Raw genomic sequence first — 12,898 nt, 5'->3', positions numbered from 1 at the left:
TATAATCCGCAGCTTACAGAGATAAACCCGAATAATGGTTAAGAAAATAACTCGGTCAGACGATAACAGCAATGAACCGCAGGATGGGAGCGACGACGATGAAGGCATGTCAAATGGCGTATAGAGGGATCTTCCGGGGGGCATTGCCTGTACTACTCATGCTTTCACTGGGGGGGTGCGCCTCATTTTCCGAGCGCGAACTGGATGAAGAAACGCTAAGAAATACACCGGATTATAATTATGTGATTGGTCCGGGCGACAACGTTAACATTTTTGTCTGGCGTAATCCCGATGTCTCGAATTCGGTCCCCGTAAGGCCGGACGGCAAGATCACGACGGCCCTGGTTGAAGACTTACAGGCTAGCGGTAAGCAGCCTTCGCAACTGGCGCGGGACCTTGAAAAATCGCTTTCCAAATACATTAAAGAACCCCTGGTCACAGTGATCGTGACCGGCTTTGTCGGCCCCTATGATCAGCAGATTCGCGTGATCGGTCAGGCGGCCAAACCGCAAGCCTTGCCCTATCGGGAAAAGATGACCCTGCTTGATGTCATGATTGCGGTCGGCGGGATTACCGAATTCGCCAACGGCAATGCTACGACCTTGGTGCGTCGTGCGAATGGTGAAGAGATGGAATATCGAGTCCGTATCGACGATTTGATCAAGGACGGTGACATCAGCGCCAATGTCCATATGCTACCAGGGGATATTCTGATTATTCCTGAATCCTGGTTCTAAGATCAGGGTTTGCTTCTAGGCGATAACGATGCAAGAAATTCTAAATCAACTCTATGGCTATCTGCGGGGTATTTGGCGCCGGCGCTGGCCGATGCTGGCCGCGGCATGGTTTGTTTGTATCATCGGCTGGCTCGTGGTCTTGCGCCTGCCGGATCAATATGAGGCCTCCGCCCGCGTGTATCTGGATACCCAGTCTGTCCTGCGCCCGTTATTGCGGGGGTTGGTGGTGCAGGGCAATGTCGAGCAGCAGGTGAACATGATCACCAAGACGCTGCTTAGTCGCCCCAATCTCGAAAAAGTGGCGCGGATGACGGATCTGGATATTACGGCCAAGACCCCGGAGGAAACGGAAACTTTACTGGATTCGCTTGCCGGTCGAATGAAATTTGATGCCGGTGGCCGCGACAATCTTTATATCATTACCTTTAGGGACAGCAACCCTGAACTCGCCAAGCGGGTGGTGCAGTCACTGTTGACGATTTTTGTAGAAGGATCTCTTGGGACGACGCGCAGCGATACTGATGTGGCGCAGAAGTTTATTGATCAGCAAATTGAGGAATATGAGAAACGTCTAACGGAGGCCGAAGATAAACTCAAGCAATTCAAGCAAGCCAATGTCGGTAAGATGCCTACTGATAACGCCGGTTATTACAGTCGCTTGCAGAGTGAAATGACATCTGCACAACAGGCCGAATTAGAGTTGCGGGAAGCCACAAATCGGCGTGATCGACTCAAGGAACAGTTAGCGGACGAGCAGGAGGCTGTTGCAGGTGATTTGCAGAACAACGTAATGCCGCAGGCAAGTCCGGTGGATGCACGTATCCAGGGATTGCAAGCCAAGCTCGACGAGTTGCTGTTGCAATATACCGACAGGCACCCGGATGTGCTTTCTATCAAATCTACGATTGCCGATCTAAAGAAACAGAAAGAAGGGCAGGCCGGTGCCGCAGTGCGCAGTGGGTTGTCCGTTAACCCAGTGTATCAGCAGCTCAAGATATCCTTAGGTGAGGCTGAGGCCAATGTGGCGTCTTTAAAGGCGCGTGTCGGCGAATATCGGAGTCGTGTCGGACAGCTTAAAGGTATGGTGAATACGGTGCCTCAGGTCGAGGCCGAGATGGCTCGCTTGAACCGTGACTATGAGGTAGTGAAGCAGTCCTACGACGAACTATTGCAACGGCGTGAATCCGCGCACATGGCGGAAGGGGCGGAGCAAACCGGTGGCGATGTGAAATTTCGCGTCATTGATCCACCGCGCGTACCACTGGAGCCTGCTGGTCCGAATCGTATCTTATTCCTGAGCGTGGTGACTCTGGCAGGGGTGGTGATGGGGGTGGCGTTAGGCTTTTTGCTGTCTCAAATTCATGCCACTTTTGATACGCGAGCAGCATTACGGGAAGCTACGGGCCTGCCAGTATTGGGAAGTATCTCCATGGAGTGGACGCCCGCTCAACGAATGAAATTGCGAATGGAGACGATGCTTTTCATGGGGGCAAGTGCTGCCCTGGTGCTGTCTTATTTGCTGGCGCTGGTGTTGCAAGGGCCGGTTTCGTCACTGATGGTGAAAATCCTGTGACTACGATTGAGTTGCGTAGCAACACAACTGGGTAAGACGATGAGTACAATTGAAAAGGCAATTGAGAAACTGAATCAGGGTGCGGCATCCCCCGTGAGTCGCCCAAATGACGTACCGCTATCCGCTGCCAATGTCGCCGCAGGGGTAGTAGAAAGTGCTCAATCATCGGCATCTCAATCGGGGCGGGTCATGCTCAATCTTGGGCGCATGGAGCGTTCGGGTTATTTGACGCCGGAAACAGGCCGAACTCAATTGGCCGAAGAGATGCGTCATATCAAGCGCCCATTGTTGCTCAATGCCTTTGCACGCGGTGCGGCGCAAATCAAAAATGGCAATTTGATTATGGTGACCAGCTCACGGCCTGGCGAGGGTAAATCGTTTACATCGCTCAATCTCGCGATGAGCATCGCTAAAGAGCGCGACAAAACGGTGCTGTTGGTGGATTCCGATGTCGCCAAGCCGTCGATCAGCCGGATATTGGGCATCGAGACCGGCGCAGGATTGGTGGATTACTTGCTCGACGAATCGATGGATCTGCCGGAGGTGATGTTGCGGACCAATGTGCCCAATCTGCGATTGCTGCCTGCCGGGCGCCGTCACATCCATTCGACGGAACTGTTGGCCAGTGAAGCGATGCAGCGCTTGACGGAAGAATTGTCGCAGCGCTATCCCGACCGCGTGGTGATTTTTGATTCACCGCCACTGCTGGCGACAACTGAAGCGAGTGTGTTGGCACAATGGGTGGGGCAAGTTGTCATGGTGGTGGAATCCGAAAAGACAACCAAGCAGGAATTGAATGAATCCTTGTCATTGCTGGGTGACGATGAAAAAGTGGTTGGGCTGGTATTGAATAAGAGCCGCGCGTCACTCGGGACCGATTATTATGGATATTACGGTTCATATGGTGAGTGATGGCCGATCCCCTTTGAGGGGAGGGTATGAGCGAAGCAGCAAGCGCCCGGCAACGGCGCTTCTTGTTTTGTGGGGGTGCGTGATTTCTTTTGTTGTAACGCCGTCAATGGCGGATTGGCACGTGACACCCCGGCTGAGTCTTTCGGAAACCTATACCAACAATGTCAGTCTGTCGGCGGATAATAAGCAGGATGAATATATTACTTCGTTGAATCCTGGTGTCGATATACATGCCCGGGGTGGGAGGGCAAGGCTTGATCTTGCCTATAATCTGGAAAATTTGTATTACGCCCGCGAAAGTAGTCGCAATAAAACGTATCAGCAATTACTGGGTAAAGCTGATGCAGAGCTTGTTAGGGATTGGTTTTTCCTTGAGGGTGGCGCTTCGATATCACAAACTGTCATTGATTCAAATCAAGGATTGACGACGGATAATCTCAATATCACCAACAATCGTACTGATGTGGTAACCACTGAGGTAACTCCAATCCTGCGGCATGCAATTGGCACAGTGGCTGAGGCCGAGCTGAAATATTCGCACAGGAGTGTTTATTATGGTGGCGGTGGCGCCAGTGATGCGGTCACTGATGAAGCCAGTGCCAGGCTTAACAATGGCCGGCATGCGACTCATTTCTTTTGGGGGATGAGTTACAACCAAACGCGAGATGATCGTGAAGTGGGCGCTGATTCTGAGCGTAAAAGTTCAGCAGGACATTTGCAGTATCGCCCTCGGCGTTGGATTAGCCTCGTGGGGTATGCGGGCAGAGAAGCCGGGACAATCGCCAGTCAGCGGAAGTTCGCAGAGGGAAGTTATTGGAGCGCGGGTGTTATCTGGGAGCCGACACCGCGTTGGTTGTTTGAGGCAACCTCCGGTGATAAGGAGGGGCGAGGCAGGGTTGAATGGACGCCCACGGAACGCACCACGCTAAAGGCGAATTATCTGAAGCGTGAGGTGGGGATATATCCGGGCGAGAAGTGGGATGCATCATTCAATCACCGTACTCGCCGTAGCCAATGGGTGTTGAGTCATAGCGAGGAAATTACGAGCGATATTACTTTGGCATCACGGGAGCAGATACTGTCCATGGCATCATCCATGTCGCCCGATGATTTTGTTAATCTGTTTAATCAAAGTTCAAAGTTTGTGGTTAATGGACGTCCGTTCTTATTAACAAATGAAGAGTTTGATCGTGCCTATACACAATTGAAGACAACCATAAATACCGGAAAAACTCAATTCTCCGTGTCCGGGTTTCATGAAAATCGCAAATATCAACTAACGCCCAGGAGTGAGTCGGCTAATGGCGGGGTACTTGGGGTGAATTGGAAATTTGCCCCGCGATCCAGTCTTAACCTAAGTCATAGTGTAACTATGCGTAATAATGAGCTGACCGGCGTTCGTGAAACTCGCATTTCAGATATTGCCTTGCATAGAACAATTTCACCGCGCGCCAGCACCTGGCTTGATTTTCGTCACGCCAAGGAAGATGCTGCAAATAATACGAATGAATATCAGGAAAACCGGGTTGCGCTACATTTGGCTGTCACATTTTAGAGATAAATGCCATGTACGAATCATTCTATAAACTTAATGCCAAGCCCTTTCAGTTAAGTCCTGATCCGCGTTTCTTCTTTGGCAGTCGTGGCCATAAGCGGGCGATGTCCTATTTGCGTTATGGCTTGAGCCAGGGCGAAGGCTTCATCGTGATTACGGGCGGTATCGGAACCGGTAAGACGACGCTGGTGCGCGCGCTCTTTGAAGATCTCGCCAAGGAGAATGTAGTTGCCGCGCAGCTGGTGACGACGCAACTGGAGGTGGATGATACCTTGCGTATGGTGGCAGCCTCGTTTGGGTTGGCGCATGAGGGGGCGAGTAAGGCCATTATTCTCAAGAACCTCGAGACCTTTTTTCAAGCCAAAACCCGTGAAGGTAAGCGAATTCTTTTGGTGGTTGATGAGGCGCAAAATCTTCCGGCGCGGTCATTGGAAGAGTTGCGGATGTTGTCCAATTATCAGGTCGGTGGACGCGCAATGCTGCAATGTTTCTTGCTCGGGCAGCAGCAGTTTCGCAACACGCTACAGGCGTCAGAGTTGGAGCAGGTCAGGCAGCGCATCATCGCGGCCTATCATCTGGAGCCGTTGAATCTGGATGAAACCAAGGCGTATATCGAGCATCGACTGCAGCGTGTGGGCTGGGCGGGTGATCCGCAATTTAGCGATGAAGCTTTTGAGTCTATTTATCAATTCACGGGTGGTGTTCCGCGCAAGATTAACAATTTTTGTGATCGTTTGTTGTTATTTGGATATTTGGAAGAATTGCACGAGATTGGCAAGGAGCATGTGTCCCAGGTTGCCAATGAGTTGCAGCATGAAGCGCCTGATGCCGTTGAGCGCAAGGATGAAATAGAGCGTCAGGCAGTAGCCTCCAGACATGTCGGAGTTGATGTTGCGCCTGAGGCGGGATAAATGGATGGGCTGGATGCGCGCTTTTTGCGCCGTAACCCGCCAACTGTGCCGCTAGGCACTCCTTAAAAAACAGGTTGTGTTGCTACGCAACGCTTGGTGGGTTACGCAAAAAACGCTAACCCACCCTACATTGAATATGGAGCCGGTTGGCAGTTGCTATCATGGATTTAACCTAGCCGTCAGGTTAATAATAGTTGATTGATGAATTGAGAGTTGCTGAGTGATGAAAAAAAAGCCTTTAATCATGTGCGTCGTCGGGGCGCGACCCAATTTCATGAAGATTGCGCCCATCATGGCGCAATTGAGGCGACCGGATTCCGGGCTGGCGGCTTTTTTGGTGCATACGGGTCAACATTATGATGCCGAAATGAAGCATCAGTTTTTTGATCAGCTTGGAATCCCGGAGCCGGATGTCGATCTTGGTGTGGGCTCAGGTAGTCATGCCCAGCAGACGGCTGAAATCATGCGCCGCTTTGAGCCGGTGTTGGATGAGCATCATCCGGCGGCGATATTAGTTGTAGGCGATGTTAATTCCACAATTGCCTGTGCCTTGGTGGCATCCAAGAAAGGCATCAAAGTGCTTCATGTCGAGGCTGGGCTGCGCAGCTATGATCGCGCCATGCCTGAAGAAGTGAACCGGGTGCTGACAGATCAGATTTCGGATTACCTTTTTACCACGGAGCGGTCGGCGCAGGAAAATCTTGCGCGTGAAGGCATACCGGCGGATGCGATTCATTTTGTCGGTAATGTCATGATTGATACGCTACGCACCAATTTAACGCGTGCAATACCAGCGGCCAAAACTCTGGGCAAGGACGCCGACAGGGTCTTGGGTGGCGCGGTAGGTTTTGCCATTGTCACCCTGCATCGCCCTTCCAACGTTGATAATCCTGAAGTGCTTGGCACCTTGTTGACGTCTCTGCGACGTGTCAGTGATTCAATTCCATTGGTATTTCCTGTGCATCCTCGCACAGCGAGTAGAATTACGGCAGGAGGATTTGATGGGTTGCTGAATACGCCACGCATCGTGCGTACAGCTCCGTTAGGTTATCTCGAATTGCTGGGCTTGATGCAGCAGGCCAGAATCGTGTTAACGGATTCAGGTGGAATTCAGGAAGAAACGACGGCACTGGGCGTGCCTTGTATTACGATGCGTGAAAATACAGAACGTCCTATTACGGTGACGGATGGTACCAATACGATTGTAGGAATTAATACGCAAAAAATCGAAGTGGCTGTGGCGGATGTTTTGCAGAGTGGCGGTAAAACAGGACGTATCCCGGAATATTGGGATGGGCGGGCAGCCGAACGCATTGTCGCCATTCTTGAGCGCGAATTTAGCTCCCACTTGTAATGAAGCTGGCCAACTCATGATTCGAAACGCAATGACGGTGGATGTCGAGGATTATTTTCAGGTCTCGGCATTCGAACCTTATATCAAGCGCGATGAGTGGGGAAGTCTCTCCTGTCGTGTGGATTGTAATACGAATCGAATTCTGGATATTTTCGGTGAAAACAAGGTACAAGCGACCTTTTTTGTGCTGGGTTGGGTGGCGGAGCGTTATCCACAACTGATCCGCCGCATTGTTGATGAAGGGCATGAGCTTGCGAGCCATGGTTACTCGCATGTGCGGGTGACAGAACAAACCCGGTCTGAATTTGGTGATGATGTGGCGCGCACCAAGAAGCTGTTAGAGGATATGGGTGGTTGTTCAGTTCGCGGTTATCGGGCGGCAAGTTATTCGATCGGTGAAAAAAATCTCTGGGCGCTGGAAGCGCTACAAGAGGCCGGGCACGAATATAGCTCCAGCATCTACCCAATTAAGCACGACCTTTATGGTATGCCGCAGGCGCCACGATTCCAGTTTTATCCCAATGGTGAAGGTGGCTTAATAGAAATTCCGGTTACTACGCTGGTTGTCGGGGGAAGACGCATGCCTTGTGGCGGCGGTGGCTATTTTAGATTGGTGCCGTATCCGGTTTATCGTTGGGCATTGCGTCGAGTGAATCATGGTGAAGGTCAATCGGGGATGTTTTATTTTCATCCCTGGGAGATTGATGTTGACCAGCCGCGACCGAAAGGGCTCAATCTTAAAACTCGGTTTCGTCATTATCTTAATCTTGGCAAGATGGAGTCAAGATTGCAGTCTTTGCTAAAAGATTTTCACTGGGGGCGCATGGACGACATTTTTCTGCCCACGAAGAGCAATTGAGGCCAACGACAATGTCAACAGGGTTTCAAATAAAAAAATTGACGGCGGCCGACAAATCTCGCTGGGATGATTTTGTCCAGAATTGCTCGGAGGCAACCTTTTTCCATCGTGCTGCGTGGGCGGATGTAATTGAATCCGCATTTGGACATGAAACACATTTTCTTTATGCCGAGCGTAATGGCGCAATTGAAGCGGTGCTGCCTCTGGCCAGAATCAAGAGTAAGCTGTTTGGTCATTCGCTGATATCGCTGCCATTCTGTGTTTATGGTGGTGCAGCGGCAATTTCCGAAGCAGCGGCGATAGCCGTTGAGGCGGAAGCGGTCAAGCTGGCGGATAAGATGGGTGTTGACCAGCTTGAGCTAAGGCAACGGCACCCCCGGCATACTGATTGGCCAGTAAAGGCGGATATGTATGTCACATTCCGCAAAGAATTGGATCCAGATCCAGAAAAAAATATGCTTGCGATTCCGCGCAAACAACGGGCTGTAGTGCGTAAAGGAATTGAGGCGGGTTTGCAGGGACAATGGGATGATGATGTCGATCAATTGTTCGATATGTATTCCCGTAGTGTTCATGCCCTAGGTACCCCGGTGTTTTCACGGCGCTATTTTCAAGTCTTGCGCGATCAGTTTGGCAAAGACTGCTCGGTGTTGACGATTACCAAAGATGGCCGTCCGGTGAGTAGCGTCATGAACTTTTATTTTCGGGATGAAGTGCTCCCTTATTATGGCGGCGGTGGTGATGATGCGCGTCAGTATAAGGCGAACGATTTTATGTATTGGGAACTGATGCGTCGTTCCTGCGAGCAAGGGATTAAAGTTTTTGACTATGGGCGGAGTAAAGTGGGGACTGGTTCCTATAGCTTCAAGAAGAACTGGGGTTTTGAGCCCGCGCCTTTGTATCATGAATATCATTTGGTGCGAGCCAAGACAATGCCCGATATCAATCCACTCAATCCTAAATACCGGCTTTTCATTGAGACCTGGAAAAAATTGCCGCTAGGGTTGACCCGTTTGCTTGGGCCAATGCTTGTGCGTAATCTGGGGTAGAGTGAAAAAAGTGGGCGAATTACTTTATCTTGTGCATCGAATTCCGTATCCACCAAATAAGGGGGACAAGATTCGCTCGTTTCATTTTTTAGAACATCTGTCTAAACGTTGGAATATCCATCTTGGCACATTTGTGGATGATCCGAATGATTGGCGTTATGCAGAGGAATTGGGCAAGTATTGTGCCGATGTCCAGTTGGTGTCATTAAATTCATTGAAAGCAAAGATAGGGGCGATTGGTGCCTTGTTTTCGGGGCGGGCATTAACTATCCCCTATTATTATAGTGATGAGCTGGCGCATTGGGTTGAGCAGCGGCGGCGAGAATTTGAGTTTGATGCAGTGCTTGTTTTCTCAGGAGCCATGGCGCAATACGTCATGGATGATTCCTGGAAGACATTGCCGAGAGTGATTGATTTTGTTGATGTGGACTCGGATAAGTGGCACCAGTATGCGGAAAGTAAACGTGGCATCATGCGCCTTATCTATCATCGGGAAGCGAAAAAAATGCTGGAATTTGAGCGTAAAGTGGCCTCCGAGTTTGATGCCAGTGTGTTTGTTTCCGAACATGAGCGAGAGATGTTCGCCACATTAGCTCCAGAAAGCGCAGATAAGATTTTTGCCGTAAATAATGGCGTTGACCTTGGTCATTATGATTTGAAATTAAGCTTCCAGAATCCGTATGCCGAGGGTGCCGAAGTTGTGGTCTTTACGGGGGCCATGGATTATTGGGCGAATGTTGATGCGGTTGTCTGGTTTGCGAAGGAGATATGGCCGCAGGTGCATAAGTCGCGCCCTAAGGCCCAATTCTGCATCGTGGGCAGTAAGCCAACGGAGAACGTTAAGTCGCTGGTTCAAATACCCGGGGTGGTCGTGACCGGATCGGTTGACGATGTCAGACCCTATCTTGCGCATGCGCGGGTTGCTGTAGCGCCGATGAGGATCGCCAGAGGGGTGCAAAACAAGGTGCTCGAAGCGATGGCAATGGCAGTGCCGGTAGTGACTACGCCCGCAGGATATGAAGGTATAGAAGCAATTCAAGGGGTGGAATTGATGGTCGCTACTTTGCCAGAGGAATTTGCCAAAGGGGTTCTGGAATTGTTTTCCGGCGCGCGTCGTGAATTGGTGCGTCTTGCTGGTCGTAAACGTATTGAAACGGATTATGAGTGGGGGCATACCTTGCAGCGCCTGGACGCGGCGTTGGAGATTGCGCCCGACACGGAGCGTGTGGTGGGAGTCGGATTATGAGTAATGTGGGTGGTGCTTCAGATATTCAACCATTAAATCAACAATGGCGTGAAACTTTACCCAGGTTGTTGATCGCTACCCTCGTGTTTGGCGCCCTGTTTTGGGATTCTTTGGCCTCCATGGTGAGCATCTGGTGGCGTTCCGATACCTTTGCCCATGGTTTTCTTATCCTTCCGATCAGCGCCTGGTTGATTTGGCGATTAAAACATCAGTTGGTGCGCCTTTCTCCGCAACCGACATTATTGGCTGTGCCGCTGATAGCCACAGTTGGATTTGCTTGGATTATAGCCCGATTTACCGATATTGCGGTGGGGGAGCAATTAACGACCGTGGCTCTGTTTATTGTGCTTATGTTTGCAATTCTGGGTTGGCAGGTGACCAAGGCCATTGTGTTTCCGCTGGGGTTCCTGTTTTTGGCGGTCCCGATGGGAGAGGATCTAATTCCGCCAATGATGAATTTCACAGCTGATTTTACGGTGGCGATGCTAAAGCTGACGGGGATCCCTGTGTTCCGCGAAGGAACATTTTTTGAAATTCCAAGCGGACGCTGGTCCGTGGTAGAAGGATGCAGCGGCGTTCGTTATCTGATCGCCTCGATTACCCTGGGTGTGCTGTATGCCTATCTCATGTATCGGAGTCTACATCGACGCTTGATATTTGTTGCAGTATCAGTGGTGGTGCCGGTGATCGCCAATGGTTTGCGCGCCTATATGATCGTCATGATTGCGCATCTGAGCGACATGCGCCTGGCATTGGGGGTTGATCATCTTATTTACGGCTGGGTATTTTTTGGCGTTGTTATTATGCTGCTGTTCTGGATAGGCCAGATTTGGCGGGAAGATGATCAGGTAGCAGCCCCCACGAACATATCATTCACTTCGCAAGAGACTGCTAGCGTAAGTGGCGAGAAGAAGGTTTTGGTTGCCGCTTTGTTAGCAATTGCGCTGTGGCCAGCCTGGGCGTGGATGTCGGAAAGAAACATATCGAACGAGACGGTTAATTTACAAGCTGTGCGACATCCTGATTGGGTGGAGGCTGCTGATTTTACCGATTGGCGACCAGAAATTGTTGGAATGGATCAGAGTCTGATTGGTTTTTACCAGGGACGGACGGGATCGGTAATGTTGGATATTGCCTATTATAGCGATCAGCGGCCAGGGGCGGAGCTGGTCAATTCCCAAAATGTGATGGTTCGTCAAAAGCATCCGGTATGGCGCCAAATTGGCAGAAGTTTCCTTGATGTGCAAGCAACGGATAAGACGATCGGCGTGCAGCGGGTGGTGCTGGATTCTGCCCAGCAACATCTCCTGGTTTATCATTGGAACTGGTTTGAAGGTATCCATAGTTCGAATGACTTGGAAATAAAATTGCATGAGGCCTTGGCTCGTCTTGCAGGAAGACCTCGCCGCGGAGCGGTTATTGTTATTGCTGTACCCTATGCCGATCGTCCCGAAGAGGCTGCTCCTTTGCTTGAGTCCTTTATTCGCGATGCTCTCCCGGCGATAGAACGCTCACTGCAGGAGGCGGCGCATGGCTGATACGCCATTGATCGCGCATATTATTCATCGTTTCGATGTGGGCGGTCTGGAAAATGGGCTGGTTAATCTGCTCAATCGCATTCCTCCCGAGCGGTATCGGCATGCAATCATCTGTATGACGGACTATTCCGAATTTAAAAAGCGACTGACCAATCCTGCTGTAGCGGTGTATGCAATCAATAAACGGGATGGTAAGGATTTCGGCGCTTATGTCCGTTTATGGCGTTTATTACGCCAACTGCGGCCGGCCATTGTCCACACCCGAAATCTTTCTGCTTTGGAAGGTGTGGTAGTGGCAGCGCTCGCCGGTGTGCCAGCGCGGGTGCATGGCGAGCATGGTCGGGATATTCATGATATCGATGGCCGTAATCGGAAATATCTGGCATTGAGACGATGCTGTCAGTTTTTTGTGCAACGCTATATTCCTTTATCCCAAGATCTTGAACGCTGGCTGCGGGAACTGGTGGGTGTCCCGGACGCCAAAATCAGGCAAATATATAATGGGGTGGATATAGAACGATTCCATCCCGCAAATGGGCGGGAGCCGCTGGCTCGTCACCGATTTGCCAGTGAAGATTGCATCGTAATAGGGACGGTTGGTCGTCTGGAGCAGGTCAAGGATCAGCTAACATTGGTACGCGCATTCGCGGAGATATCTCAGCGCTGTCCACAATTGGCACCTGGCTTGCGCTTGGTGTTGGTGGGGGATGGATCGAGTCGCATCAAGCTGGAACAATTAGCAGCCGAGTTGGCCGTCAATGACAGGCTCTGGATTACAGGTGCGCGGGATGATGTGCCTGAGCTGATGCGTGGCATGGATATCTTTGTGTTACCGTCCTTGGCGGAAGGGATTTCGAATACCATTCTGGAAGCAATGGCCACTGGACTGCCGGTAGTAGCAACACGCGTAGGCGGAAATCCCGAGCTGGTTAGCGACGGAAACACTGGATGTCTTATTTCGGCGGATGATCCAGTAGCAATGGCTACTGCCTTGCAAGCGTATATCGAGTCCCCTGTATTGCGAATCAAACATGGTCAGGCGGGCCGGAGACGAGTCGTGGAAGAATTTAGTATGGCCGCAATGGTGACACGCTATCTCGCGGTCTATGACGAATTAATGGTGCGCAGCCCCGTGGCACGAGTGGCTTAAAGCATGTAGGGTGC

11 protein-coding genes are annotated in these 12,898 nt (G+C 50.9%); all 11 read left to right on the top strand.

Going from position 1 to position 12,898, the window contains the following annotated elements; genetic code table 11:
* Positions 1-113: 113 nt before the first annotated feature.
* The 11 genes from HY272_05880 (at position 114) to HY272_05830 (ending at position 12,884) form a co-directional block, all read left to right on the top strand.
* Positions 114-737 (top strand): polysaccharide biosynthesis/export family protein, encoded by a 624-nt coding sequence (locus HY272_05880; GenBank protein MBI3772209.1) that lies wholly within the window; start codon positions 114-116, stop codon positions 735-737.
* 28 nt (positions 738-765) lie between these two features.
* Complete coding sequence (locus tag HY272_05875; GenBank protein MBI3772208.1) at positions 766-2,310, top strand: chain length-determining protein; 1,545 nt, start codon at positions 766-768, stop codon at positions 2,308-2,310.
* Positions 2,311-2,349: 39 nt separating this feature from the next.
* Entirely contained in the window at positions 2,350-3,222 is an 873-nt protein-coding gene (locus HY272_05870; GenBank protein ID MBI3772207.1) for a tyrosine-protein kinase family protein, read from the top strand.
* A 121-nt stretch (positions 3,223-3,343) separates the two neighbouring features.
* On the top strand, positions 3,344-4,777 hold the full coding sequence (locus tag HY272_05865) for a TIGR03016 family PEP-CTERM system-associated outer membrane protein (protein MBI3772206.1): 1,434 nt from the start codon (positions 3,344-3,346) through the stop codon (positions 4,775-4,777).
* An 11-nt stretch (positions 4,778-4,788) separates the two neighbouring features.
* Complete coding sequence (locus HY272_05860) at positions 4,789-5,688, top strand: AAA family ATPase (protein MBI3772205.1); 900 nt, start codon at positions 4,789-4,791, stop codon at positions 5,686-5,688.
* 223 nt (positions 5,689-5,911) lie between these two features.
* Entirely contained in the window at positions 5,912-7,042 is a 1,131-nt protein-coding gene (wecB, locus tag HY272_05855; protein ID MBI3772204.1) for a UDP-N-acetylglucosamine 2-epimerase (non-hydrolyzing), read from the top strand.
* 31 nt (positions 7,043-7,073) lie between these two features.
* A complete protein-coding gene (locus HY272_05850; protein MBI3772203.1) occupies positions 7,074-7,901 on the top strand; it encodes a DUF3473 domain-containing protein in 828 nt (275 codons plus the stop codon).
* An 11-nt stretch (positions 7,902-7,912) separates the two neighbouring features.
* The gene (locus HY272_05845) at positions 7,913-8,950 is read left to right on the top strand and encodes a FemAB family PEP-CTERM system-associated protein (GenBank protein MBI3772202.1); all 1,038 of its coding nucleotides are present in this window, start codon (positions 7,913-7,915) and stop codon (positions 8,948-8,950) included.
* A 10-nt stretch (positions 8,951-8,960) separates the two neighbouring features.
* On the top strand, positions 8,961-10,196 hold the full coding sequence (locus HY272_05840; protein MBI3772201.1) for a TIGR03087 family PEP-CTERM/XrtA system glycosyltransferase: 1,236 nt from the start codon (positions 8,961-8,963) through the stop codon (positions 10,194-10,196).
* Entirely contained in the window at positions 10,193-11,734 is a 1,542-nt protein-coding gene (gene xrtA / locus HY272_05835; GenBank protein ID MBI3772200.1) for an exosortase A, read from the top strand. Before HY272_05840 ends, xrtA begins: the two co-directional genes overlap by 4 nt.
* Positions 11,727-12,884, top strand: coding sequence for a TIGR03088 family PEP-CTERM/XrtA system glycosyltransferase (locus tag HY272_05830; protein ID MBI3772199.1), 1,158 nt, complete (start codon positions 11,727-11,729; stop codon positions 12,882-12,884). The genes xrtA and HY272_05830 overlap by 8 nt, the downstream gene beginning before the upstream one ends.
* The last annotated feature ends 14 nt before the right edge of the window (positions 12,885-12,898 follow it).

The organism is Gammaproteobacteria bacterium (assembly GCA_016200485.1).
Classification (GTDB): domain Bacteria; phylum Pseudomonadota; class Gammaproteobacteria; order Tenderiales; family Tenderiaceae; genus JACQEP01.
This window is presented reverse-complemented; position numbering and strand designations above follow the sequence as displayed.

Coding starts and splice junctions, on each gene's coding strand:
- HY272_05880 (MBI3772209.1), top strand. CDS start 114: ATGGCGTATAGAGGGATCTTCCGGGGGGCATTGCCTGTACTACTCATG.
- HY272_05875 (MBI3772208.1), top strand. CDS start 766: ATGCAAGAAATTCTAAATCAACTCTATGGCTATCTGCGGGGTATTTGG.
- HY272_05870 (MBI3772207.1), top strand. CDS start 2,350: ATGAGTACAATTGAAAAGGCAATTGAGAAACTGAATCAGGGTGCGGCA.
- HY272_05860 (MBI3772205.1), top strand. CDS start 4,789: ATGTACGAATCATTCTATAAACTTAATGCCAAGCCCTTTCAGTTAAGT.
- wecB (MBI3772204.1), top strand. CDS start 5,912: ATGAAAAAAAAGCCTTTAATCATGTGCGTCGTCGGGGCGCGACCCAAT.
- HY272_05850 (MBI3772203.1), top strand. CDS start 7,074: ATGACGGTGGATGTCGAGGATTATTTTCAGGTCTCGGCATTCGAACCT.
- HY272_05845 (MBI3772202.1), top strand. CDS start 7,913: ATGTCAACAGGGTTTCAAATAAAAAAATTGACGGCGGCCGACAAATCT.
- xrtA (MBI3772200.1), top strand. CDS start 10,193: ATGAGTAATGTGGGTGGTGCTTCAGATATTCAACCATTAAATCAACAA.
- HY272_05830 (MBI3772199.1), top strand. CDS start 11,727: ATGGCTGATACGCCATTGATCGCGCATATTATTCATCGTTTCGATGTG.